This window comes from Flavonifractor sp. An91, from assembly GCF_002159225.1.
In the GTDB taxonomy this organism is placed as follows: domain Bacteria; phylum Bacillota; class Clostridia; order Oscillospirales; family Oscillospiraceae; genus Flavonifractor; species Flavonifractor avicola.
Genome location: NZ_NFHA01000028.1, coordinates 14,883 through 37,223, shown reverse-complemented (window position 1 = coordinate 37,223; position 22,341 = coordinate 14,883). Strand labels below are relative to the sequence as shown.

27 protein-coding genes, 2 tRNA genes and 1 other RNA gene are annotated in these 22,341 nt (G+C 55.6%); 7 read left to right on the top strand and 23 right to left on the bottom strand.

Translation table 11 applies throughout. The features are described 5' to 3' along the window. Window positions 1–253 precede the first annotated feature (253 nt). Window positions 254–1,777, top strand: coding sequence for a recombinase family protein (locus tag B5G42_RS13910; RefSeq protein WP_162611107.1), 1,524 nt, complete (start codon window positions 254–256; stop codon window positions 1,775–1,777). Between the two features lie 46 nt (window positions 1,778–1,823). Here the strand turns inward: B5G42_RS13910 and B5G42_RS13905 are convergent. After that, window positions 1,824–1,899: transfer RNA gene (locus B5G42_RS13905), tRNA-Ala, on the bottom strand. 174 nt (window positions 1,900–2,073) lie between these two features. On the opposite strand from B5G42_RS13905, the gene ffs reads away from it, so the two are divergent. The 5 genes from ffs to B5G42_RS13880 all read left to right on the top strand — a co-directional run bounded on the left by ffs (window position 2,074) and on the right by B5G42_RS13880 (window position 5,534). Then, window positions 2,074–2,338: signal recognition particle sRNA large type (gene ffs, locus B5G42_RS13900), an RNA gene on the top strand. A 95-nt stretch (window positions 2,339–2,433) separates the two neighbouring features. Then, complete coding sequence (dnaX, locus tag B5G42_RS13895) at window positions 2,434–4,140, top strand: DNA polymerase III subunit gamma/tau (RefSeq protein ID WP_087271482.1); 1,707 nt, start codon at window positions 2,434–2,436, stop codon at window positions 4,138–4,140. A 14-nt stretch (window positions 4,141–4,154) separates the two neighbouring features. Continuing rightward, entirely contained in the window at window positions 4,155–4,502 is a 348-nt protein-coding gene (locus B5G42_RS13890; protein ID WP_087187190.1) for a YbaB/EbfC family nucleoid-associated protein, read from the top strand. A 79-nt stretch (window positions 4,503–4,581) separates the two neighbouring features. Continuing rightward, a complete protein-coding gene (locus tag B5G42_RS13885) occupies window positions 4,582–5,238 on the top strand; it encodes a YoaK family protein (protein ID WP_242959399.1) in 657 nt (218 codons plus the stop codon). Window positions 5,239–5,458: 220 nt separating this feature from the next. Beyond that, window positions 5,459–5,534, top strand: a tRNA-Ala gene (locus B5G42_RS13880). Window positions 5,535–5,625: 91 nt separating this feature from the next. On the opposite strand, the gene B5G42_RS13875 is transcribed toward B5G42_RS13880, so the two are convergent. From B5G42_RS13875 to B5G42_RS13865, 3 genes are all read right to left on the bottom strand, one after another. Further along, window positions 5,626–7,230 (bottom strand): recombinase family protein, encoded by a 1,605-nt coding sequence (locus tag B5G42_RS13875; RefSeq protein WP_242961231.1) that lies wholly within the window; start codon window positions 7,228–7,230, stop codon window positions 5,626–5,628. Window positions 7,231–7,315: 85 nt separating this feature from the next. Then, window positions 7,316–7,528: a hypothetical protein gene (locus B5G42_RS13870; RefSeq protein WP_050618672.1), complete on the bottom strand. Its 213-nt coding sequence runs from the start codon at window positions 7,526–7,528 to the stop codon at window positions 7,316–7,318. Window positions 7,529–7,939: 411 nt separating this feature from the next. Further along, window positions 7,940–8,362, bottom strand: coding sequence for a sigma factor-like helix-turn-helix DNA-binding protein (locus B5G42_RS13865; protein WP_087271474.1), 423 nt, complete (start codon window positions 8,360–8,362; stop codon window positions 7,940–7,942). Window positions 8,363–8,668: 306 nt separating this feature from the next. Between B5G42_RS13865 and B5G42_RS13860 the strand changes: the two genes are divergently transcribed. After that, complete coding sequence (locus tag B5G42_RS13860) at window positions 8,669–9,019, top strand: helix-turn-helix transcriptional regulator (RefSeq protein ID WP_087271471.1); 351 nt, start codon at window positions 8,669–8,671, stop codon at window positions 9,017–9,019. A gap of 53 nt (window positions 9,020–9,072) precedes the next feature. Here the strand turns inward: B5G42_RS13860 and B5G42_RS13855 are convergent, their stop codons facing one another. From B5G42_RS13855 to B5G42_RS13780, 19 genes are all read right to left on the bottom strand, one after another. Continuing rightward, window positions 9,073–9,234 (bottom strand): cysteine-rich KTR domain-containing protein, encoded by a 162-nt coding sequence (locus tag B5G42_RS13855; protein WP_242961233.1) that lies wholly within the window; start codon window positions 9,232–9,234, stop codon window positions 9,073–9,075. Window positions 9,235–9,330: 96 nt separating this feature from the next. Further along, window positions 9,331–10,392 (bottom strand): DUF4179 domain-containing protein, encoded by a 1,062-nt coding sequence (locus B5G42_RS13850; RefSeq protein WP_087271465.1) that lies wholly within the window; start codon window positions 10,390–10,392, stop codon window positions 9,331–9,333. Next, window positions 10,382–10,933, bottom strand: a complete 552-nt coding sequence (locus tag B5G42_RS13845) for an RNA polymerase sigma factor (RefSeq protein WP_050618675.1) — start codon at window positions 10,931–10,933, stop codon at window positions 10,382–10,384. The genes B5G42_RS13850 and B5G42_RS13845 overlap by 11 nt, the downstream gene beginning before the upstream one ends. A gap of 92 nt (window positions 10,934–11,025) precedes the next feature. Beyond that, window positions 11,026–11,196, bottom strand: coding sequence for a hypothetical protein (locus B5G42_RS18400; RefSeq protein ID WP_164475031.1), 171 nt, complete (start codon window positions 11,194–11,196; stop codon window positions 11,026–11,028). Window positions 11,197–11,529: 333 nt separating this feature from the next. After that, complete coding sequence (locus tag B5G42_RS13840) at window positions 11,530–12,876, bottom strand: relaxase/mobilization nuclease domain-containing protein (protein ID WP_087271462.1); 1,347 nt, start codon at window positions 12,874–12,876, stop codon at window positions 11,530–11,532. A 147-nt stretch (window positions 12,877–13,023) separates the two neighbouring features. Then, the gene (locus B5G42_RS13835) at window positions 13,024–13,314 is read right to left on the bottom strand and encodes a CD1845 family protein (RefSeq protein ID WP_087271459.1); all 291 of its coding nucleotides are present in this window, start codon (window positions 13,312–13,314) and stop codon (window positions 13,024–13,026) included. A gap of 159 nt (window positions 13,315–13,473) precedes the next feature. After that, window positions 13,474–13,821: a plasmid mobilization protein gene (gene mobC, locus B5G42_RS13830; RefSeq protein WP_087271456.1), complete on the bottom strand. Its 348-nt coding sequence runs from the start codon at window positions 13,819–13,821 to the stop codon at window positions 13,474–13,476. Next, complete coding sequence (locus B5G42_RS18395) at window positions 13,818–13,982, bottom strand: hypothetical protein (protein ID WP_164475030.1); 165 nt, start codon at window positions 13,980–13,982, stop codon at window positions 13,818–13,820. The genes mobC and B5G42_RS18395 overlap by 4 nt, the downstream gene beginning before the upstream one ends. Before the next feature lie 10 nt (window positions 13,983–13,992). Further along, the gene (locus B5G42_RS13825) at window positions 13,993–14,592 is read right to left on the bottom strand and encodes a hypothetical protein (RefSeq protein WP_087271454.1); all 600 of its coding nucleotides are present in this window, start codon (window positions 14,590–14,592) and stop codon (window positions 13,993–13,995) included. Window positions 14,593–14,753: 161 nt separating this feature from the next. Then, entirely contained in the window at window positions 14,754–15,122 is a 369-nt protein-coding gene (locus B5G42_RS13820; protein WP_006575040.1) for a cysteine-rich VLP domain-containing protein, read from the bottom strand. 4 nt (window positions 15,123–15,126) lie between these two features. After that, a complete protein-coding gene (locus B5G42_RS18390; protein WP_164475029.1) occupies window positions 15,127–15,303 on the bottom strand; it encodes a hypothetical protein in 177 nt (58 codons plus the stop codon). Further along, the gene (locus tag B5G42_RS13815; RefSeq protein ID WP_087271451.1) at window positions 15,300–16,079 is read right to left on the bottom strand and encodes a DUF4366 domain-containing protein; all 780 of its coding nucleotides are present in this window, start codon (window positions 16,077–16,079) and stop codon (window positions 15,300–15,302) included. The genes B5G42_RS18390 and B5G42_RS13815 overlap by 4 nt, the downstream gene beginning before the upstream one ends. 2 nt (window positions 16,080–16,081) lie before the next feature. Continuing rightward, complete coding sequence (locus B5G42_RS13810; RefSeq protein ID WP_087271448.1) at window positions 16,082–16,336, bottom strand: DUF4315 family protein; 255 nt, start codon at window positions 16,334–16,336, stop codon at window positions 16,082–16,084. Between the two features lie 14 nt (window positions 16,337–16,350). Continuing rightward, the gene (locus B5G42_RS13805; protein WP_087271445.1) at window positions 16,351–18,033 is read right to left on the bottom strand and encodes a C40 family peptidase; all 1,683 of its coding nucleotides are present in this window, start codon (window positions 18,031–18,033) and stop codon (window positions 16,351–16,353) included. Next, the gene (locus tag B5G42_RS13800; protein ID WP_087271491.1) at window positions 18,014–20,284 is read right to left on the bottom strand and encodes a VirB4-like conjugal transfer ATPase, CD1110 family; all 2,271 of its coding nucleotides are present in this window, start codon (window positions 20,282–20,284) and stop codon (window positions 18,014–18,016) included. Before B5G42_RS13800 ends, B5G42_RS13805 begins: the two co-directional genes overlap by 20 nt. Window positions 20,285–20,330: 46 nt before the next feature. Next, entirely contained in the window at window positions 20,331–20,726 is a 396-nt protein-coding gene (locus B5G42_RS13795; protein WP_006575047.1) for a PrgI family protein, read from the bottom strand. A 3-nt stretch (window positions 20,727–20,729) separates the two neighbouring features. Continuing rightward, window positions 20,730–21,287, bottom strand: coding sequence for an MT-A70 family methyltransferase (locus B5G42_RS13790; protein WP_140399859.1), 558 nt, complete (start codon window positions 21,285–21,287; stop codon window positions 20,730–20,732). A gap of 17 nt (window positions 21,288–21,304) precedes the next feature. After that, complete coding sequence (locus B5G42_RS13785; protein WP_087271439.1) at window positions 21,305–22,099, bottom strand: DNA-methyltransferase; 795 nt, start codon at window positions 22,097–22,099, stop codon at window positions 21,305–21,307. Further along, on the bottom strand, window positions 22,089–22,340 hold the full coding sequence (locus B5G42_RS13780; protein ID WP_087271436.1) for a hypothetical protein: 252 nt from the start codon (window positions 22,338–22,340) through the stop codon (window positions 22,089–22,091). The genes B5G42_RS13785 and B5G42_RS13780 overlap by 11 nt, the downstream gene beginning before the upstream one ends. Window position 22,341: the final 1 nt, after the last annotated feature.

The window sequence follows — 22,341 nt, the reverse complement described above, 5'->3', positions numbered from 1 at the left end:
AAATCCACCAAGGTGCAACCGGACTACGCCTGCTGTATTCAGTTTAGCAAATCCTTCGGTTAACGCACAGACTATATTTTCATTCTCAGCTGTGATGGCATTTCATGAGGCGTTGACAATTTAATCTGAGCAAACCATATGCACCGCAGTCCTATACCAGAAAGGACAAGGTGCAATCATGGAAAAAAACAAGCGAGTATATTGCCTCTATCGAGTTTCTACCAAAGGACAGGTAGAAAAAGATGATATCCCGATGCAGAAACAATACTGCCGTGAATTTGCGGAGAGCCAGGGATGGACGATCATCAAAGAATTTGCGGAAAAAGGTGTCTCGGGTTTCAAGGTGGCTGCTGCTGACCGCGACGCGATTCAGGAGATCCGTCAGGATGCCGAGGAACGGAAGTTTGACATCCTGCTGGTGTTCATGTTCGACCGCCTGGGACGGAGAGATGATGAGACGCCCTTCGTGGTGGAGTGGTTCATCCGCAATGGAATCGAAGTGTGGAGCGCAATGGAAGGGCAGCAGAAGATGGATGATCATATCGACAAACTGCTGAACTATATCCGTTACTGGCAGGCTTCCGGCGAGAGCCTCAAAACCTCCGCACGAACAAAGACACGTCTGTCACAAATCGTGCAGGAGGGGAGGTTCCGCGGCGGGATCGTTCCCTATGGATACCGCCTGGAAAAGCAGGGGCGCTTCAATAAAAAGAATCACGAAGTCAACGAGATTCTGGTTGACCCGGATGAAGCTGCGGTGGTGCGCATCATCTTTGAAAAATATGTCTATGAGGGGTTCGGCGCACAGCGGTTGTCCCGGTGGTTATATAACAACGGCTATCTCAATCGAAAGGGAACCAACTTCGCCAATACCACCATCATCAAAATGCTGAAGAACATCATGTATGTGGGAATCCTGCGCAGTGGGGAAACACGCTCAGAAATCTTTCCGGAGCTACAAATTGTTCCGCTGGATCTGTATGAGCGAGCACAGGAGTTGATGGAGGCCAGGACAATGCACCACAATGAAGTGCCCTTTAACTCCAAGGGGAAGGCGCTGCTCTCCGGGATGGTCTACTGCGCCCACTGTGGTTCCAAACTGGTGCTGACCACCAGCAGCGGCAGACGCGCCAAGGGTGAGCCCAAACGGGAAACCCATATCCGATATGCCTGCCACTACAAGATCCGCCATCCTCAGGACTGTGACGGCCAGACCGGATACTCCGGCGAGAAACTGGACGGCATTATTGATAAGATCGTCATCCAACTCTTTGAGCGGATGAAGACTGCACCCAGGAGCCAGCTCATTCAAAAGCAGCGGGAGAAGGAACTCCAACTGGCAAACAGTTCGGTGGCCAATCTGGAGAAACTCCATGCCTCCGCAGAACGGGAGCTGGAGAGCTACAAGAAAGAGATCATCAAGACCATCAATGGGACTGGCAGTTTTGGAGCGGACATCCTCGGTGAGATGATAGAGGACACCCGAAGCAAACTGGCGGCGCTGGCACAGGAATTGGAACAGGCCAAGGAAAAAGCGGCTGATCTGAAGAGCTCTGCCGTTGCCGTCCAAAAGGAGTATGACAAGATTATGTCCTGGGCCGACCTATATGCGGGGAGTAGTATCGAGGGAAAGAAGATGATCCTGCGGCAGCTCATTGAGCGGGTGAATATCGGAAAGAATTTTGAAATCGAAGTGGAATTTAAAATCAGCGTCACACAGTTCTTCGACTTCCTGTATCCCGAAGGGGACAAGAGTGTGTACTATCGTGCATCCTGAAAGCATGAAAAAACTCGGGAGATCTCAAAACGAGATCTCCCGAGTGTGGTGGACCTAATCGGGATCGAACCGACGACCTTACGGATGCGAACCGTACGCTCTCCCAGCTGAGCTATAGGCCCATATTATTAAAGTATATTTACTCAACACTCCAGTATTATAGCATAATTAAACCGGTTGTAAAGAGGTTTTTGAAAAAAACTAAAAAGTGATATTGATAAATGGTCGGAAATGATGTATGATATCAAATACAGCCTTCCAGCGGACGGCGCTGATGCGTCCGGTCCAAGGCAAGGCCGCACTAGTCGGGGAGTTAGCGGTGCCCTGTACCTGCAACCCGCTACAGCAGGGATGAATCCCGGCCCCCGGATCTGCGTTGTGTCGTCTGACCCCGGTAAGTAGTGATGATGGATCGGTCCCGCGCAAGGTCGCCCCGTGAACCGTGTCAGGCGGGGAACCGAGCAGCACTAAGCGGACCGCGATCTGTGCCGCGGGGTTCCCGCTCCTGAGCCGGCTGCCAGGGTAACGGGCATAGCGCTGATTCCAAAGGTCGGTGTGCGGTCTTGCCATGAACCGGATGTACAAGGAGGGGCGAAGCGACGCGGCTTTCCGCATCCTCCGCCCCTCTTTTTCACTTTTATGACGAGGTGACCGGCGTGTATCAGGCTTTATACCGAAAATGGCGGCCCCGTACCTTTGACGACGTGGTGGGTCAGGCCCATATCACCGATACGTTGAAGCGGCAGGTGGAGACCGGACGACTCTCTCACGCCTATTTGTTTACAGGTACCAGAGGCACAGGCAAGACTACCTGCGCCAAAATCCTGTCCCGGGCGGTCAACTGTGAGCACCCGGTCAACGGGAATCCCTGCAACCAGTGCCCGTCCTGTTTGGGCATTGAGAATGGCTCTATTTTGGATGTGTTGGAGCTGGATGCGGCCTCCAACAACGGCGTGGACCAGGTTCGTGCCCTGAGGGATGAGGCGGTATATACTCCAGCGGCGGTGCGGAAACGGGTGTACATTGTGGACGAGGTCCATATGCTCTCTACCGCGGCATTCAATGCGTTGCTGAAGATCCTGGAAGAGCCTCCTGCACATCTGATGTTTATTTTGGCCACTACAGAGCTGCATAAAGTGCCGGCTACCATCAAGTCCCGCTGTCAGCAGTTCTCCTTCAAGCGCATTCTGCCCGGCGATATCGCTGCCCGGCTGGCCTATGTGGCGCGCCAAGAGGGTCTGGAGCTGAGAGGAGAGGGCGCGGAATTACTGGCCCGGCTGGCGGACGGTGGACTGCGTGACGCCCTGTCCCTGCTAGACCAGTGTGCGATACCGGACGGCCCTATCGGTGTTCAGGAGGTGCTGGACGCCTTGGGGTTGGCTGGGAACTTGGAGACAGCCCGCCTGATGGAGCAGATCGGAGCCGGTGATACCGCTGCTGCCCTGGAGACCCTGGCTAGACTGTATGGTGCCGGCAAGGAAGTAGGGAGCCTGCTGGGTGAGCTGTCTGCCCTGACAAGGGATCTTCTGGTACGAAAGACGGCCCCCAAGGGTGGAGCAGCACTGCTGACTGGTGGCTACGATGAGAATACCATGCGGCGGCTGTCCAATCTGTTTCAAACGCCCCGGCTGGCCCAAATGCTGGGAGTGCTCCAGTCCACGATTGCCGACCTGTCCCGCAGCGGCAACCGCCGCACAGATGCTGAGCTCTGTCTGATCCGTCTCTGTGATCCGGTGCTGGATGAGAGTATGGCGGGAATCAATGCCCGTCTGTCCAGAGTAGAGGAACTACTGGCAGGTGGGATACCTACCGCCTGTGCGGTACCGCCTGTACCGCAGAAAAAGGTGCCGGATAGCCGGAGCGGGCAGAAGGATACCCCGCCCAGGGAAGAGGAGCGCCCCCCGCTGCCAGAGGAACCCGGGGAGCGTATCGCTTATGAAGCAGAATCGGAGCCTGCCCCGGCGCCTGTTTCTCAGATGGAGAAGAAGCCTGCCGATACCCCGGTTATGGCGGCGCCGTCTGGTGATTTGTGGCCAGGGCTGGTGGCTGGGCTTCGGGGAAAGTTCCCGGCAGTCTATCCCTTTCTCAGCAATCCGTCCGCAGTACAGGGCCTGCTGGAAGACAGCGTGTTAACGCTGTGGGTGGATACGGATTTTACCAAAAACATGGTGGGCACTTCTGCAGTGCTGGAAGCGTTGGAAAAGCTGGCTGCTGCGCAGACCGGCCGGGCTGTACGGTGTACTGTAAAGGTGGGTGCACCGCCAAAAACAGCTCCGGCGGCACAACAGCCAGCCGAGCATGATAATCTGGATGATCTGTTGGCAATGGGCCAGCAGTTTGACAACATTATTATTGAAGAATAAAGGAGTTGCGACCTATGGCAAAGGGATTTAACAGCCGCGGATTTGGCGGCATGGGCGGCGGCATGAACATGAACATGATGAAGCAGGTCCAGAAGATGCAGCAGGATATGATGAAGATGCAGCAGGAGCTGGAGACCAAGACCTACACTGCGGCAGCCGGCGGTGGTGCGGTCAGCGCCACTGTGACCGGCAAGCGCGTGCTGGAGAGTGTTACTATTGACCCCGATGCGGTAGATCCTGAGGATGTGGAGATGCTGCAGGATATGATTGTGGCAGCCGTGAATGAGGCGCTGCGTGCGGCGGAGAACGACTCTGCCTCTTCCATGCAGCAGCTGACCGGCGGCCTGAACCTGCCCTTCTGAATTTGAAACGGGAAATGGCCGCCTGTGGGCGGCCATTTCCCATTAAAAGCAATGAACCCGAAAGCGGAGGAACATGAACATGGAGACGGCCAAGGGGTTGCAGACATCGGAACGATTTCGGATCGGTGCGCTGTTGGCGGTAGCAGGTGGCCTGCTGGATGCCTATACCTATTTGATGAGGGGCGGCGTATTTGCCAATGCACAGACAGGTAACATTGTCTTGTTAGGTGTGCGGGCAGTGGAAGGGGACTGGAGCGGTGTGCTACATTATTTGCTGCCCATCCTGGCATTTGCAGCTGGTGTGATCGCCGCTGAGTGTATCAAAGAACGATTGAAGGAAGCACGTGTCGTTCATTGGCGACAGGTCACAGTTTGTTTGGAAATTATCCTGTTGGCGCTGGTGGCTTTTCTTCCGCAGCAGTTGAATGCACTGGCCAATATCATGGTCTCATTTGTATGTGCCATACAGGTAGAGAGCTTCCGAAAGGTCCGCGGTAATGCCTTTGCTACCACCATGTGTACCGGTAATCTGCGTAGCGGCACGGAGCGTCTGTATCAGTTTATCCGTACTGGGGAGAAGGATCAACTTTTGCGGGCCGCACAGTACGGTGGAATCATTCTGTTTTTCATTGGTGGTGCGGCGTTGGGTGCATGGTGCAGCAGCTTTTTAAGTCTCTGCACGGTGGCTGTTGCCTGTGTTCCATTGCTGATTGCATTCCTTTTGATGCGCCATTGATAGAAAGGTGTTTGGACACGGAGTCTTGGTATGTATTTTTCCTAAAGTAAAAAAAGATAAAAAAGAACTTGACAATGGGAATCAAAGCTGGTAAAATACAACCTGTTCCGTCGGTGAACAAACACATTTGGGGGTATAGCTCAGCTGGGAGCCCGATACAGTCGTGTACCAGCACCCCACACAAAACTGAATAAGAAATACCCAGCGCATCCTCTTATATGGGGGTATAGCTCAGCTGGGAGAGCGCTTGAATGGCATTCAAGAGGTCAGCGGTTCGATCCCGCTTATCTCCACCATAGGATGCGCTGGGTATTCTTAGATAACTTGTCTTACTTCAAGGCAAGTTTTTTCTTTTGCCTATTCCCTGCCGGGAATGGGCTTTTGTTTTTATGCGGCGATTTCCACAATGTCCAGCCCCAGGCTGAACTGTGCAAAGTCAATGTTGAAATCAATGTGCAACTTGTAGTCCCGATAGACCTCCACCCGACGGATCAGGCAGTTGACGATCATTTTCTTTGCCTCCAGGCTGGCCGTGTCATATAGATCCGCCCAGGAGATTACATTATCGTACTGCTCCTCCAGGGAGTGCAGAACGGCTTGCCCTTCCTCATAGGCAGCCTGTGCGTCCTCAAACTGCTTTTGTAGTTCGGTGCATTTGGCCTCGGCCTCAGACACCATAGAGCCCAACAGGTCTTTGGAAAAGGCGCTTTCCCCTCGCAGGGCCTTGATGACTTCCGCTTTGAGCATATCCAGTTCATCGGCTGCCTTGGTGTAATCGGCCCGGACGGAGCGGAGCAGATTTTTTCGTTCCTCCATCTTTTCCCGGTAGCGGGCGTTGACGATCTCACTTTTCGGGATTGTTTTCATGCGCTCGAAGATTTGCCGCACCAGCTTATCAATTATCCCGTCCAGGATATGTGCCGTGTAGCCCGTCTGCCCGTCGCAGTCGGTCTGCTTGCGGGTTTTGCCATAGCAGATGTACCGCACCCGCTTGATGACCCGGTGGGGATCTTCTTTACAGGGATAGGCCTTGCCGCTGGTGGTGAGGTTGAGCCGGGCCCCACAATGGCCGCAGTACACATTCCCAGACAGGAGCGACTGGCCCGCAATGTTGCGGGGAACGGTGCGCTCCGTTTCATTGGCCCGGTTGGTGCGAATCCGCTGGGCCGCTTCAAACAGCTCCGGCGAAATGATTTGCAGGTGGGGCAGCACCGGGGAGCGGCTTTCCCCGCTGCGGAGTACGCCGGTATAGGTTAGGTTGCAGAGGATGCCCCGGATGGTGGCGTGGTGCCACATCTTGCCGCTCCGGGCCCGGTAGCCCTGGTTATTCAGGTAGGTGGCGATTCGCTGGGCCCCATAGCCCTCATGCACATACTTGTCAAAGGCAATGCGGACAACGGCGGCCTCGGTTTCATTGAGAGCCAGCTCGTAGACCTCATGCTTGCGCTTATTCACGCGCCCGCTTTTCACAAGGTCATAGCCATAGGGGGCGACGCCGCCCTTAAAGCCTCCATCCTCCACAAGCTGCCCCAGGGCAGTTTTGGTACGTATGGAGGTTTTTTCGCTTTCACCGTCCGCTTGCCAGAACCGGATGTAGTTGGTGAGTTTGTCGGTGTGGTTGTCAAACCGCTGCTCGCCCTCCTGGGTGCTCCAGACCCGGACGCCGTTCTTGACGAACCATTCCACCACAAAGGGCGTTTCATCCGCGATCCGCCCGATGCGGTCAAACATGAACACCAGCAGAATATCAAACTTGCCCTGCCGAGCCCGTTCCTTGATGATTTGCAGCTTGTCCCGGTTTTCCGCCCGTACCTTGTGACCGGAAACGCCGTCCTCCTGTTCCTCGTGAACAATTGTCCAGCCCATTTTCTCACAAAAGGCGTGGCAGGCTTTCCGCTGCATGGGAATGTCGGCCTGGTTTTTATCGTTGTGATCCACCTGCTTATCGGTAGACACCCGGTATAAACAATCAACGCGAGTGCCAGTTATCATTTGATTTTCCATGTATAAGCCATCCTTTCAAATGTCATTTAGGCAGGTGAAAAGAGGCTTTTTGTACGCAGGATTTTTGAACTTGTCAAGGTGCATAGGGACTACCCCCACCATTATTATCCCTCTGTTCCGAGGGCTTGACAAGGATGACTCCAGGCCGGGGGGATGAGGTCTGTGCCACAAAGGACGAAAGCAAAATCTGCTTGACCTGCCCGATGGCCGCTGTGTTTTGTGACTCTGCAAAGGTGGCGGATATTTCAAACCCATCAATGGCAAAAACGGCATTTGCTTTTGGCATATACGGCCTCCTCTCTCATGGACGGACTGACATAAACAAACTCCCCGTTGTCCCGTAGGGCAAGGAACAGGGCCAGCACCGTTTCCGATGCTGGCCCTGTTCCTTGCCTCACTTCTGGACAAAGTGTCCATAGGTCTAAAGATAGGGCCGCCGCGCTCATTTCCTTGGCCTGTCGTTAGACAACAATACTCGGCGCAACGGCCCCGCGCAAAGGGGCGGCGGCCCGGACGGTCAGGTGGCCAGCCTGACCCGGCGGATCGTGGCCGTGGGATGGCCTGTCCCACTTGCGGCGCTGGTGTCAGACACCCGCCGCTAAGCTCCCCACGCTATATCGGGGCCCCGGTGTCCATTTGCGGAGAGGAACCTCCTCTCATATACCACCAGAAAAAAGGGGCCAAATGGAGATGGCAATTAGAAATTTTCCTGCAAATATTTTTTCATCTGTTTGATACCGCTCTCCACCGAGTGCCGGACGGCGCTTTTGTCTACGCCCTCTTCGCGGGCGATCTGACGGTAGCTTTTGCCCAGAATCAAATAGGCGTCCACGCGGCGCCCCTGGATCTCCGGCAGAGAATTGAGGGCGTTCCACAGACGAAAGAACAACTCCTTGCGATCCATGAGTTCCTGGGGGCTGGGCTCGTGCAGGCAGGCGGAAAATTCGATCCCATCGTCACAATCCAGGGAATAATAAGCCTTGTTGTAGCGCGCCCGTTCCATATGGGCGGCTTCGCGCCGCCTGCTGGCCATGAGCTCCTCGGCCACTTCGTCAGAAACTTCTGTATATTCATCGTGGGTGTACCACGGGTAAAAGTCTTTCAGATTGATGGTCGTCATTTGTAATTCCTCCGTTCAGATGGTTAGGGGGTGAATGGCGATCTGAACGGGGGAAGGTGGAGAGCGGCATCGAAACTCAACTCGTTTCTTTTTTCTTGATATGAATCGCAGTACACTTTGTTTTCCGTACCGAACTTCTATGCAACATTGAAATTCACATTCGACAACTCAGAAAACCAAAGTGGCCTGGGATTCATCGAAACCTCCCTTCACCAAACAAATGAATTGTAATACCTAAAAAAGGCGCACTGTGATGAATTTAGTCAGAAAAGAGTGTATTGTAAAATATTTTTGAGGTGAATTACAATGCAATCTTATTCTAGGCCTTTAGGCGACGCAGTAAAGCGTGCGCGAGCTGAACTTGGTTTCACCCAGAATCAAGTTGCAGAAGCGGCAGATATTGATGTGCGTACAGTACTGAACATAGAGAACTATAAAGGCAATCCTAAAATGGAAGTGCTCTTCCCTCTTGTACGTGTGTTGAAAATGGACTCTAGAGAGATTTTCTATCCAGAAATGCGTCGTGAAAGTCCAGCAATTCGCCGGTTGCGCTTCTTGATAGAAGAATGTAGCGAAGAAGAAGCAGAGGCTTTAGCACCTGCGATAGAGTCTATTCTGTCTGTATTGAGATCAAAAACAGCTGCTACGGTTGGCTAATCATAAAAAAGAGAGCCTGCGTCCCTTATATTGGGGAAGCAGGCTCTTCATGCCTAAGTGTCAGGCTCTTTGCTTACTACCATTTTCAGTTGTACGACATCTACCCTGATTTCCTTTTTACATTTAGGGCAGTAAAGGGGGAATTTCACAAGGACAGTATCTGCAAATATTTTTGTTCGTGTCTTTCCACCACAGATTGGGCAGCAAACCCACAGTGAGCCTTGATGATCGTTTTTTACTGGTTCTATTCCGTCGTGTCTCTGCGTTAATCGGCGGGATCTATCAGACGAAATATACATACCCTCAAAAGGTCAGTTGGCTTCGATCGAGATTTGATGATTTCCGTATTTCACATAGTCTACCTGAGACAGATCCAACGGAGCGGCGAACACATAATACTCCATGCCTTCCATACCCGCAGTCTCACTAATAGCTACTGTGGAGCCGTCCTTTAAGACAACTTCCAAGGGACCGACATACGGAACAATGCGGTTGTTGTTAGGTTCTGTAGCGGAGTAACTGAAAGTAAGGCTCAAAGGCGAAAGAGTCAGGTTCTCCAGCGTACTGGTATATCCATATTCTTCATCCGTCCAGGTCAGGCCAGCCGTATCCAGCGAGAGTATCTCGGTATCATTATAAAGGGTAATGTCGAAGGAAAACTCTCCACTCAGAATTTGAGTATATTCCTTTTCGGGAGTCTGAAGCCATAGTCCATGAAGGGTAAGCTGCTTGGACACCTCGTCATTGAAACGGACATCGGTTCCGGTTTGAGCTCCAATCCAGATAACAACTTCTTTCAAATTATCCTGGGGATTTTCATCAGGGAGCCAATCACATTTGAGGATGTAACCACTATCGGAATAGGCACCATCCTCAAAGGTAAGCTCCAATGCTTCACCAGGCCCAAAAAGCTGGTAGCATCCATCTGTCTTGCTATCATAATCGGGTAGAATCATATCTTCCGGTGCCTTGATCTGGAGACGGAGATAGTAAACGTTTTCGTCGGCCAGAGCTGCAATAGGTGTAATGGTTGTGCCGTTGCTGGTTACACCATTCTCAAAAGTCTTTCCCATCTGGTCAATGACCTGAATCTGGCCATCCGAAAGAGAGCCATTCTTTTCAGCAAAGAAATTTTGAAGCAGCGCTCCCGCACCGAGTACATGACCAACTGCCAATGCAGAAACAGTAAGTGTAGAAATGATTGCTGCAACCGCCAAAAAACGAAGTGGACGGATGTGTTTCCGCGGTTTATTCATTGATACTTTATTCATAGTTAACTCCTTAATCCGTGACGAGGAGTAAGGAGTAGTAATGCCCAAATCCAAACCCTCTACCGGGTATGAATCCAGCAAATCGGAAATATTACGCTTCATTAACAAATCCCTTCCTCGTCAGTATTTCTTTTAGTTTTGCGCGACCTCTTCTTAGCCTGGTTTTGATGGTTGATTCATTGATTGCCATGCTAAGGGAGATCTCTTGAATCGTTTGAGCGTAGTAATAATATCGTAAAAAAATCTCTTGATCTTGTTCCGGCAACGATTGGATTGCTTTACGAACGAGCTGTTGCTCCTCGGCCTGCTCAACATCATTCAGCGGATCATTGGGGCCGGGAATATCAAGAAAATCATCTTCTAGCGGAAGAGTCTTTCCCATCTTCCGCAACTTGTTTTTTGCTTTATTTCTCGCAACGGCAGCAAGCCATCCTTTTACAAAACCCGGTTTCAATTCGGATGATTGCTGCCATGCAGCCAGAAATACATCTGATACGACCTCCTCTCCGTCCTCCTGGGACATAGCACCGCGAAGAATATTCCATACCACAGTAGACACATAAGGTATGTAAATATCCATAAGCGATTCTAGCCCAGATGGATCACCAGTTTGCATTTTATGCAATATGGCATCTTCTCTCATAAGAAAGGCTCCTAACTGTCTTTGAAAGCTGCTTTCGCTTATAATATCACATCATTTTAATGCTAGGTTTCAAAAATTTTTGCTTTTGATGGCTACTGAAAGCGGTAGCGATTTTGGGCATATTCATCGATAAATTTGAGATATTGTTCACGGCTTGTAATTTCTAACGGTAGTCCGTTTTCCATAGTATGAAATGATACAATGTGATTTTCCTCGTCAATCCATACGCGCCACGATTCGCACAACTCTTTTTCTACTTCCATTCAGTATCCCTCCATCTACCACGGTTGCTTAAGAAAATTCTTTATAAAGTTGATTGTTGCAATAAGGACAGAATTTGTTTCATATCGCCTCGCATCACTAATATCACATAAAAACTGTGCGTAGTTTCAAAAATTAAAAAAGGAAATATATGGAAAATAGAGAGTGTGTGGCGTTGCAATTTTGGCAAGCAATTCGGGTGTGGCTACACTCCGAAATTTTCACAGGCCGCAGGCCCGTGAAAATGCTTGTTAGGGAGCTCCCCAAACCCGCTGAACTTCTGGACACTTTGTCCAGAAGTTCCGGCGCAAGCACCTGTTGTCGGCGGCCCAGAGCTAACGCTCCTGGGCCTTATTTTTTTGCTCGTCCGCGTGGCCGAGCAGGTGATCGATATTCGCCTTGACTGCCACGGCCTGCCGCATATCCGCCTGGGCCTTGCGGTATTCCGCGTAAAGGGCCTTTTTCTTTTCGGAGAGCTCCCGGCGCTGCTTTTTCAGCGCGTCCATTTTGGGGAGCTTTGCCCCGCCCAAAAGCTCACTCATGGACACCTTTGCCGCCCGGTAGTCTGCCAGCTCCGCCTCGTGCTGGGCCAGATATTTTCTGCTATACCGGGCCGCCTTGTAGCCGTCAAACACAGGCCGCGTCTTTGCGTACTGCACCACCGCGCCCATGAGCTCGGAGGTTTTGGAAAGGGCGTCCTCCGTGTCCCGCAGCTCCCCGGCCAGCTTGTGAGCCCGATCCACCGCTGCCTCGGTGCTGGATGCCAGCGCCGCATAGTCCATAAGATCGTGTTCACGGAGATACAGGAGCGCGGCGGCCATCTGCTTTATGTTATAGACTTTGGCCCACCGCTCATAGGCCGGGCCCTTGCCCTGGGCCATGCGCTCTTGAATGTCGATGATCAGATTGACGCGCCGGGCCGGGGCCGGGCTGTCCTGAAGAAGCTCCGGGATGGGCCGCTCCCCGGCAATCGCCGCCCGGATGTCATCGGGATCGAAACCGGGGCCCAGGGTGGATGCCCGCAGGCGGGTGTACTTATCCTGCCCAGGGGCCAGGAACGAGATCGCGCCGCCCCGCCCATGCTTCACTTGAAAGCCGGACTCCTCCATGAGCCGCAGAAACGCCGGGAAGTCGGCGGGCTTTTGCTCTAGAGCCGCCACGATCCCCAGCCGCACCCGCTGCTGGGCCGAGGGGGGCTTTTCCCCAATCCATTGTCCATAATGGAGAAAGCGGCCCTTGCTGTGCTGCTTCGGATTTTGAATAACAGACAGCTCGTGCTCAATGCACACCCGGTCAGAGAGCCGCCGCACCGCAAAGCTGGAGCCGATAAAGTTATGGAATTTCCGGGAACAGTCCTGGGCGGTGGAGTTGTAATAAATGTGATTGTGAATGTGGCCCTTGTCAATGTGGGTGCAGACGAAGAACTGATACTTGCCCTTTGTCCAGCGCATGGCTGTTTCATAGCCGATTTTATTTGCCTCCTCCGGCGTGACCTCGCCGGGCGGGAATGCCTGCCGGATCTGAAAGAACAGGGCCCCGCGCTCCACGGCCCGGCCCGTTTCCGCCTGGTACTGGCTTTTCAGCAGCAGGAACTCAGCGGGGGCGGATGCAGGATCACAGAGATAGGCAGACACAGCCCCCAGCTTTTTCGGATTGAGCCCATAGGCAAACCGCTCCTCCATCGTCTGGATGGCCGTTTTTCCAGTCGCTACCTTATAGGGCCGGATGTAGGTTGTAGCGATAGTCGCACCTCCTTTCCCAGCAGAAAAAACGGGCGGCGGTCTGTTCCACCCGCCGCCCGGAACTTCTGGACAAAGTGTCCAGAAGTATCAGCTTACCATAAAATCCATCGCCGCATACTTCACACCATACAGGCGCTCCACCAGCCAGCCGCCCAGGGCCGGGAGCCCAAAGGGAGAAACCAGGAACGCCAGCACGAACATGGCGATGCAGCCTGTGGTCTGCCCGGCCAGCAGGCAAAGGATCGCCAACAGGGACAGGCCCACACACGCCACAACGCACACAGCGCCCGCCACGCAGGACAGGAACGAGAGCACCGCCACGGCGAGGATCAGGGTCAGAATAAAGGGAGACGCAATAATTTTTAAGATCGTCCGCATGGTTCATACCTCCTACAAAAGTTTGATATTTGCCTCTATATGTATATTATAACTCTGCGGGAGGGGGCCAACAAGGATGCCTCGGCTATCCCCACCTCTGGACAAAGTGTCCAGAAGTCGAGATAGCCGGGGAACGGCGCAAGGCCGCTCCCCGGCAGGTCAGAGCCGCACAATGTCGGAGAGCATTTCCAGAAGATCGGACAGGGGCCGCCACAGCTTTTCATAGTCCCGCTGCAACGCCTTGATCTCCTCCGGGTAAATACCGCCGTAGGTGTTCGCCTGGATCGCCACCTGGTTTAAGTTGTTGGAGCAGCGCCGCTGGAGCGACACCAGCTCCTGGACAGGTGACAGGTCAACATGGAGCACATAGCCATTGAGGGCCATTTTCCGCATATAGGCCCCCATGTTGCGGATGCCCGCCTCGGCCATGCGCTCCTGAATCAGCGCCAGCTCCTCCTCGGACACCATCACATGAAGATGGATGGGGCGGCGGCGTTTCTTTGTCACCGCTCCTCCCGTTCCAGGCTCCGGCTGGTGCGGGGCGGCTCCTTTACCTTGTCCAGCGTCTTGTCACGCTCCGGGGGCAGCGCGGGGAGCGGCGTACCGAACACCCCGCAAAGCCGCTTCACTTCCAGATCGGCAAAATCCTGTTCATGCTTCTTGTCCATAGTCATCCTCCTATCTGTCGCCCCGGTCAGGGGCTTTCTTTTTGGGTGCGTCCGGGGCCCGCTGCTCCTGGGCTTCCCGTTGGGCTGCTTTCAGTTGTTCGGCAATCGGGCGGGGCCTGCCGCCGCTTTCCCGGCGCAGCTCGGAAATAACCGGGGCGGGCCGAAGTTCATAGTCCGCCGCTTGCTTTTCAGTCAGCGGTTTGGTGTAGGTCAGATGGCCCCAGGCCAGGAACGCGCCGCCCTCCACCGGGACGCGCTGATCGTAGTTGACGATTTCATCCGGGGCATTGTGGGGCGGTTTGGGGAATGTTCCGATGTCCACCGGGCGCTGGGTGGAATAATACTTGTAAAGGCCGGGAGCCTCGACCTGTATAACCTTGACCTTGAAAAGCCGCTGGTAGTCCTGCACCCGATCTGCAAAGTCCTTTTCCATAGCGTTCAGATCGTTGCCATAGTGCCCCCATTCATATTGCCGTTGGCCCTTTTCGTCATCGTAGCAGGCCCACGTTACATAGGGGGATGGGGCCGTGGGATGATGCCCCAGGGCAAAGCCCCGGCCATTTTCCAGCATAACGGCTTTCAGAATGGAATAGCCTTGATTTTTGTCCATTGTACCTCCTTTCCGGGAACGGGCCACTTCTGGACAAAGCGTCCAGAAGTCCCGCGCTAAAATGTTGACAGCATCCGGGCCAAACAGGGGCAGGCCGTAGAAACATACGGCCCACCCCAAAAGTGGCCCCGAAAAGCCTGTAATCAGCGGGTTTTGGGGGCCTAATTGTCAACGCCCCAGCCTCGCTTTTTCCGCATATATTCCCGCTGTTGGCGGCGGTGGGCTTTCTTTGCACAGGCCGCCGAGCAGTAAGCCTGCCGCCGATCCGGGGCAACAGGCCCGCCGCAGATAGGGCAAATCTTAAAATCCGGCCTGGGCCCCTCGGTCAAGAGGGCGGCCTCCAGTGCCGGATCGAGGGGCAGCACCGCCTCCCGAAAGTAGCGGCACAGCGCCCCCGTCCAGCATTTCCCCAGCATATAGCACTCACAGTCCAGGGGCAGGCAGCCGCACTCCCGGTCATAGTTGGCACACCATTTTGTTACCAGGGCGCGGATCGCCCGTTTTTCCTCGCGTGTCAGTTCACGGGCCAAGCCGTCACCTCCCGCCAGCCGGGGCCCGCATAAGCTTCCGGTAGCAGGACACGCAGCCGATCCCGCGCCAGTAGGGACACCCGGAGCACCGGGAGCCCCTGGGCGGCTTTGCCGGGGCCGGAGCCTGGGGGCGGGGCTTCTGCTGCATCATCTTTTCATAGGGGCTGTTGGTAAACCTCATTTGTCCGCCTCCTCTCCGTCATCGTCCTCCTCGTTCCAGGGCGGGCCGTCATCGTCCTCGTCCCCGTAGCCGTCCGGCTCGTCATAGTCCGTGAGCTCGTCGCCGTAGTCCTCCTGGGACGCGGCGGCTTTCTGCTGTTTGGGGCGCAGCACCTTGAAATAGAACGCCGCACCGCCGCCCACCAGGGCCACGGCCAGCACCGCCAGGAGCATCCCCGTGTTGCCGCCCGTTTCCGGCTCGGCCTCCTCCGGGGCGGGCTCCTCGGTTTCCGTGGGCTCCGGCTCCGGCTCAACGCCCACGCACTTACTCATATTGACAGAGCAGACGGCGCAATCCGTATTGACGGCCCCCGCCTCGCATTTTTCAGAGCAGGAGCACACCGCCTGTTCCACGCCAGCGGCCTCCGCCGCAGCCAGCAGATCAGCCTCATCCACAACGCTGAAAAAGTAGGTTTCGTACTGTTCGCCCTCTTCGTCCACGGGCTTGTCATAGTCAATGACGATATAGAACGTGTTGCCGCCGCTGGTCTGGACGGTAATAAACTGCTTGTTGGTGTGCTCGTCATAGAGCAGATCGCGGGTCACAAGGCTGCCCTCTTCAGAAAAGCCCTCGCCGGGCTCAATGGTGGGCTCCGGGGCGGGAGTTTCCTCCGTCATGGTGGGATCGCCGTAGTCCGCCCCCTCACCGCCGTCCGCGTAGGCATACGCCGGGACGCTAAAGCCGCATAAAAGAACGACGGCGCAGAGCGCCGCCGCCATCACCCGAAAGCGTTTCATCTTCAATTTTCCTCCTTTCCGCCGTCCTCGGACTTCTGGACACTTTGTCCAGAGGTGCCGCCGTCCCGGAGCCGCTGGAGCACCAGGGGCAGCTCCTCCAGGGAAACGCACATGCCCCGCACAATGTCCACGATCTCCTCGTTTTCCGCCTCCCGGTGTTTTTGCTCCAGCTCTTTCAGCCGGGCCTGCTGTTCGCTGATTTTGGCCTTGACCTTATCAATCTCAGCCTGGATCTTTTGGCTTTTGCTTGCCGCCATAGATAACCTCCTTGTCAGGGTAAACGCCCGTAGGCGTAGAAATGAGATTGCCAGTAGCTTGTATTCAGGTTTGCATATTGGATGGGATCGCCACAATGGATCATCATCCCGTCCCCCACATAGATGCCACAATGGGACACGCCCGCCGTGTCATAGGTGCCGACAAAGAACACCAGATCGCCGGGGCGGGGTGCGCTGGTGGGGGTGCAGATGTTATAGAGCCCCTGGGCTCCCAGGCGGCCCACATTCCAGCCGGAGTGATTGATCACCCAGGACACAAAGCCAGAGCAGTCAAAGGACGTGGCCGGAGAGCTGCCGCCCCACACATAGGGATAGCCCAGGTATTTCTCCGCTTCGCCCAAAATGGCCGCAAAGGTTTCATCGTCCAGATATTCCTCCGGCACGTCATAGTCAGCGGGCGGGTTCGTGATGTATTTCCCCACATAGGCTGACTCCGGGAACAGATCGGGCCTGTTCCCCAGGGTGGACATATAGAGGGAGTAACGGGCCATCTGTTCCTCGCCCATCATTTCCAGGGGCAGATGGGAAAGGTTTTTGTTTTTCAGCGTGACATAACAGATGTACCAGGAGTAGGGATCGCCGTCGCTGTCATACCGGGTTTCCCGCCCCACGCGCTCCGTCAGGATATACTGGCGGTCAAAGAGGGTTTCCAGGGTGCCCTGCACCTCGTCCGCCGTCCATTCCCCCTCATGGAGCACACAGAGGATAGAGATCAACACATAGGGATCGTGCTCGATCTCGTCCAGGTCAAAATGGTATTCGTCATAGCTGTGGGTGGCGGTATAGGTGTCCAGGTAGTTTTGCAGCTCGGCCTCCATGCCGGAATAGGCCGCCTCCGCCGCCAGGATCTCCCCGTCCTCCGAGGGGTAGGTGGTAGCGCCCACGGCCCCCGCGCCGGAATTTCCCAGCATCACCAGGGAAGAAGAACAGGACTGCATCATAAAGAGCAGGAGCACACAGGCCAGGGCCAGCAGCACCCCCACGGGATGCCGCTTCACAAAGCTCGCAATCTTCGCCCTGGCCTTTTCCGTGGCGGCGGCGGTCTTTTTGGCCGCGCTTGCCGCTCCCGTCTTTGCCTCCTCCCGCGCCCTCTTTTGATACTGCTTTTTCAAGCGGTGCTTGCGCCACATCCGGGAAACAGGGTTGCCGGACATTTCTGGGTGCTCCTGGGCGGCCATGCGGAAATGATAGTCTGCCGTCGCCTTGACATATTTGGACTCGGCCCGCTGGACAGCCTTTGCTGGGTGCTGCCGGATTTTCTTTTGCACAAACCGCTTGCCATGCCGTAGGCCGGACTCGCCCACCAGCTCGGAGCGGTGGGCCCCCTCGATCCCCACGTTTTCCTGTTCATTCTCGTAAATCTTGCCATGCACAAAACCGTGGGCGGCCCCGCCAGCGGCCCGGCCTACCCGCCGCACCGGGCCGGGCTTTTTGGGCGGCTTCTGTTTTGCCAGCTTATCCTTTGCCCGTTCCAGCTTTTCCCCGCGCTCCTCCATGCGGAGCTTGGACGCGGCGGCCTGCTCCTGTTTGCTTTTCTGCCGGAACTTTGACTTGTGGACACTTTGTCCAGAAGTGCCGCTGTCCGCAGCCCCGGCACCGTCAGGATCGGCGGCGCTCTCCCAGGAGCCGGGGCGTTCCCTGGGCTCCTGTTTGGGCTTATTCGGTTTTCGCTTCATTCTTCAAATCCTCCGGGCGGGTAGTCAGCAGGTTATAGATTTCTCCACGGGGGAACCGATCCACAAAGGGGATCGTCACATCCCCATAGAACAGCAGGCCCTCGCCGGAATTGCTGTGGGTGATGTAGGAGAGCTGGTGCTCCGAAATGCCGAGCTGCTTTGCCAGAATTGCCCGGTCACTTTGGGCCTGGGACAGCAGGATCATAAAATCCGTGTTGTCCAGAATGGCCTCAATCTCCCGGCTGGCCAAAAGGTCTTTGACGTTCTGCGTCAGGGCCGAGGGGACGCAGCCTTTCTTTCTCAGCATCTTCCACACGGCCACAAAGTAGCTGGCGGTAAGTGCGTCCCGGAGCAGAATATGAAACTCGTCAAAATAGCACCAGGTAGAAACGCCGCTGTGAAAATTCACATTGACCGCCGAAGTTACAAAGTCGTTGGTAACGTGCATGGCGATCTTGCGGAGGTTTTCTCCCAGCCCTTTGAGAACGATGCACACGATATGGGACGTGAGCTTTACGTTGGTCTGGTGGTTGAACAGGTTAAGGGAGCCGGTGCAGTAGAGCTCCAGGGCGGTTGCCACACGGCGGGCCTCCGGCTCCGGCTGCTTCAAAAGCTCCTCGTACAAGTCCTGGAGCAAGGGCGGCTTGCCGTCCCCGATCCCCAGGGCCATATCCCGGTAAATGAGCCGCACACAGCGGTCAATCACGGTTTTTTCGATGGGCTGCAAGCCGTCCTTGCCGCCCACCACCAGCTCACACAGGGACAACAAAAAATCCGCTTTCATGGAAAGCGGGCTTTCGTCATCGTCCAGGTCAAGCTGAATGTCCATAGGGTTGATATGGCTGGGAGAGCCGGGGGCGATCTCCACCACCTGGCCGCCCAGCCGCCGCACCAGCGGGGCATATTCGCCCATCGGATCGACAATGATAATGCGATCCTTTGGGATAGTGAGAAACACGTTGATGATCTCACGCTTTGCGGCAAAGGATTTTCCCGATCCGGTTGAGCCAAGATACAGGCCGTTGGCTGATTTCAGTTTTTTGCGGTCAGCCATGATGACGTTATGGGAAAGGGCGTTCATGCCGTAGTAGAGGGACGGCCCGGCCATGCGGAGCTCCCTGGTCATAAAGGGAATGAAAATCGCCGTAGAGCTGGTGGTCATGCCCCGCTGGATTTCCACCTCGTTATAGCCCAGGGCCAGAGAGGACACAAACGCCTGCTCCTGCTGCCAGTCCAGACGCTTCAAGGCACAGTTGTATTTCTGTGCGATGCCGCCCACAGTAAACACATCGTTTTCCAACCGCTGCCGGGTGGGGGCGATATTGATGACCGTGAACGTGAGCAGGAACATTCGCTCGTTGCGGGACTGTAGATCAGCCAGGAGCTCCGCCGCGTCCTTGCTGAACGTGATCAGGTCAGGGGGCAGAATGTCGGGATCGTACCCGGCCCGCACCGCCTTGCGCTGTTCCTCCACTTTCATTTTGCCGATGTCGGAGAGCTTTCCCTTGATGGTCTTAATGGCTTTGAGCTGATCCACCGTCTGAATGTGCATGGTAACGGTAATTTCCGCATCAAGCTCCAGAATTTCCGCCAGGAGTTTGTCAGAGAGCTCGGACGCCAAAATCTGCAAATAGGACGCAGCGCCCCAATACTGGCCCACCCGGAACGTCCGGGATTGCCGGAAGTCGAAGCTGTCCGGGGCGATAAAATCCTTTGTCCCCATGCCCGTCCGGGGAATGTCCTGCCAGGAGAAGCGGAACGGCTCCCGGCTGCCGGGGTGCATCTGGCTATGGAGCAGCGCCAGCCGTTCCTGCCCATCCATCGGAGCAGAGGGAACGCCCAGCCGTTTCAGATTGCCTGTCACATCGGCCTCCACCCGTTCCAGGCGGGGCCGGGCCTCCGCGATCCCCTCGGCGGGCAGGCCAAACGTGATATACTTTGACCGCTCGATGCCGTTGTTGCTTTTGGCAATCTGATTTTTCAGCATACTTGTGAACTCGGCCCGGATGCTGTCAAAGTCATCCTGTGCCGGGGGAATATTGACCTTGTACTTGCTCCGGGAACGGGAGCGGCGGTTGATAAAGGAGAGCTGGAACGGCAGGGAGCTGTCAAAGTAATTGAGAAACGAGCTCCACCCGCTGAAAATCGCCGTCTGATCCTCGGTAGAAGCCACGGAATAATTGATGTCCTCATATTCCACGGTTTTCGTGTAGAGCCCACCGGGGAGCTGGCACACCCCGTCCGGGTGCATCACCAGATAAGGGATCGTCTGCTGGGCAGACAACGCAGCTTTCCGGTTAGCGGCCTTTCCGGGGCCGCGCTTTGGGCTTTTTGCTTTTTGCAATCGCATCCTCCTTTCGCACAGCGCCCCGCTGGGTAAACGGAGCATAGATATTTTCCGTCTGGTAGGGCCTCACCCCAGGCCGCAGGAAACGGGCCCGCAGGACGTTCCGCACCACCTTTTCAAAGGGGAGCCCGTCTTTTTCGTACATCGCCAGCAGGAACGCCGGGAGCGCCACCGCCATCATCAGGAACATGGCTCCCGTGTTGCCGATGGCGCTCCGGGCCAGCAGATAGGACGGGATGCCCACCGCCGCCGCGATCCCGAAACACACAAGCTGGCGTTTCGTCAGGTTAAAAGCCAGTTTGGTCTTGATTTTGGATAAGTCGTTGGGAACATTCACATAGGGCATGGATCAACCTCCTTTCGCGCCCACCTCTGGACACTTTGTCCAGAAGTCCGGGACGGTGCTTTCCACCTCGTTCCCCCACACATCCCAGCCGGGCGGGGACTGCCGGGCGAACAGCTCCACCCTGGGCACATCGCCCATGAGGGCCACAATCTTATCACGGGCCTCATCCGGCTTTCGGCTGTGCTCCTGGATCGGGGCAATAATGAATTGATGGACGTTTGCCGCCTGCCGTTTCGGGTGTCCCCGTGTCGCCAGCAGGCAAACCTCCGCGTTGCCCCTCGTCCAAAAGCCCAGGCCATAAAACCAGTTCTCGGACTTTCGGTTTTTCTTCAGCCAGACGAAAGCCACGGATTTATATTGAAAGCCCCATGCCTTGATCAGCCGCAGGGCCTCCGGGAGCTGCGGGAACGTGGCCCACAAAAAAAGCACGCTGTCCGGGGCCGCCAGATCAGCCACCGGGAGCGCGCATATCTCGTCAATCCCCATTGTGGGGTAATGCTTCTCCGCCGCCCCCTGCAAGCCCTTTTGCGTGTAGCGCCAGGGGGGATCGGCATAGATCACAGAATACTGTCCGATAGTTACACTCCTTTCTCCCCGGCCTCCAACGCTGCCCGCGCCAGACGGATGCGCTCTGTGGCGGCGGCGTAGTAGGCGGGGACGGTTTCAAAACAGATGAAGCGGCGGCCCGTATTGAGGGCAGCAACCGCTGTTGTGGCAGAGCCCGCGCAGATGTCCGCAACCACCTCGCCGGGCCGGGTGTAGGTTTTGATGAAATACTCGCACAGGGCCACCGGCTTCTGCGTGGGGTGGACGGTGCGCTGGACGGCTGGAAAGGTCAGCACATTTCCGGGAAAGCGCAGGCCGTCCTCCGACCCGCTGCCGGAACGGGTGAATTTCCCATAGTTGGTGCTGTTCCCGTTATTGCCTGCAATTTTCTTGTATGGCTTGCCCTGCTCAAACTGCGGATTGTAAAGCGGGAGCTTCTGATAGAACACCAAAATATTCTCCGTCTTTTTCAGCGGAGCGCGGCGGGCATTGAGAAAGCCTGTGCAGCGGCTTTTGTACCATACCCACTCATAGCGGAGCATGGACAGATTGGATGCCCCCAGCACCTTGTCATAGGGGCATTGGGCAAAGAACAGTACAGCGCCGTCCGGCTTGACTGCCCACTTGACCGCCTCCCACAGCTCCGGGAGCGGCAGGGGCACATCCCAAAAGTTCCGGGTAGTGCCGTAGGGCGGATCGGTCAAGAGCATATCCACAGAATGACGGGGCAGGGAGCGCAGGCCCTCGATGCCATCCATAAGGAACAGGCCCTCCGGGAGCTCCGGGGACTTCTGGACACTTTGTCCAGAGGTGCCCTTATCGGTCATCCCTGGCCTCCTTGCCCTTTGCCGGGGCGGGCCGGACGGCATTTTCACGGGCGGCCTGCGCCCGCCCCTCGGCTAACTGCTGGGCAATCTTCTTCGCGTCATCCCTGCCGCCCAGCAATTCCCGCTTTTGCAAAACGGCCTCCGTTTCCGCCATAAAGCGGTAAACATCGGCCTGGTTGAAGTCCTCCGGCGCTTTCCCGTTCCACAGGCGCGACCCGTCGGGCCCATATCTTCTCGGCATA

Excerpts from the sequence above, each read along its gene's own strand:
- B5G42_RS13910 (WP_162611107.1), top strand. The coding sequence starts at position 254 with ATGCAGAAACAATACTGCCGTGAATTTGCGGAGAGCCAGGGATGGACG.
- B5G42_RS13890 (WP_087187190.1), top strand. The coding sequence starts at position 4,155 with ATGGCAAAGGGATTTAACAGCCGCGGATTTGGCGGCATGGGCGGCGGC.
- B5G42_RS13885 (WP_242959399.1), top strand. The coding sequence starts at position 4,582 with ATGGAGACGGCCAAGGGGTTGCAGACATCGGAACGATTTCGGATCGGT.
- B5G42_RS13875 (WP_242961231.1), bottom strand. The coding sequence starts at position 7,230 with ATGATAACTGGCACTCGCGTTGATTGTTTATACCGGGTGTCTACCGAT.
- B5G42_RS13870 (WP_050618672.1), bottom strand. The coding sequence starts at position 7,528 with ATGCCAAAAGCAAATGCCGTTTTTGCCATTGATGGGTTTGAAATATCC.
- B5G42_RS13865 (WP_087271474.1), bottom strand. The coding sequence starts at position 8,362 with ATGACGACCATCAATCTGAAAGACTTTTACCCGTGGTACACCCACGAT.
- B5G42_RS13860 (WP_087271471.1), top strand. The coding sequence starts at position 8,669 with ATGCAATCTTATTCTAGGCCTTTAGGCGACGCAGTAAAGCGTGCGCGA.
- B5G42_RS13850 (WP_087271465.1), bottom strand. The coding sequence starts at position 10,392 with ATGAAGCGTAATATTTCCGATTTGCTGGATTCATACCCGGTAGAGGGT.
- B5G42_RS13845 (WP_050618675.1), bottom strand. The coding sequence starts at position 10,933 with ATGAGAGAAGATGCCATATTGCATAAAATGCAAACTGGTGATCCATCT.
- B5G42_RS18400 (WP_164475031.1), bottom strand. The coding sequence starts at position 11,196 with ATGGAAGTAGAAAAAGAGTTGTGCGAATCGTGGCGCGTATGGATTGAC.
- B5G42_RS13840 (WP_087271462.1), bottom strand. The coding sequence starts at position 12,876 with ATGGAGGAGCGGTTTGCCTATGGGCTCAATCCGAAAAAGCTGGGGGCT.
- B5G42_RS13835 (WP_087271459.1), bottom strand. The coding sequence starts at position 13,314 with ATGCGGACGATCTTAAAAATTATTGCGTCTCCCTTTATTCTGACCCTG.
- B5G42_RS18395 (WP_164475030.1), bottom strand. The coding sequence starts at position 13,982 with ATGGACAAGAAGCATGAACAGGATTTTGCCGATCTGGAAGTGAAGCGG.
- B5G42_RS13825 (WP_087271454.1), bottom strand. The coding sequence starts at position 14,592 with ATGGACAAAAATCAAGGCTATTCCATTCTGAAAGCCGTTATGCTGGAA.
- B5G42_RS18390 (WP_164475029.1), bottom strand. The coding sequence starts at position 15,303 with ATGAGGTTTACCAACAGCCCCTATGAAAAGATGATGCAGCAGAAGCCC.
- B5G42_RS13815 (WP_087271451.1), bottom strand. The coding sequence starts at position 16,079 with ATGAAACGCTTTCGGGTGATGGCGGCGGCGCTCTGCGCCGTCGTTCTT.
- B5G42_RS13810 (WP_087271448.1), bottom strand. The coding sequence starts at position 16,336 with ATGGCGGCAAGCAAAAGCCAAAAGATCCAGGCTGAGATTGATAAGGTC.
- B5G42_RS13805 (WP_087271445.1), bottom strand. The coding sequence starts at position 18,033 with ATGAAGCGAAAACCGAATAAGCCCAAACAGGAGCCCAGGGAACGCCCC.
- B5G42_RS13800 (WP_087271491.1), bottom strand. The coding sequence starts at position 20,284 with ATGCACCCGGACGGGGTGTGCCAGCTCCCCGGTGGGCTCTACACGAAA.
- B5G42_RS13795 (WP_006575047.1), bottom strand. The coding sequence starts at position 20,726 with ATGCCCTATGTGAATGTTCCCAACGACTTATCCAAAATCAAGACCAAA.
- B5G42_RS13785 (WP_087271439.1), bottom strand. The coding sequence starts at position 22,099 with ATGACCGATAAGGGCACCTCTGGACAAAGTGTCCAGAAGTCCCCGGAG.
- B5G42_RS13780 (WP_087271436.1), bottom strand. The coding sequence starts at position 22,340 with ATGCCGAGAAGATATGGGCCCGACGGGTCGCGCCTGTGGAACGGGAAA.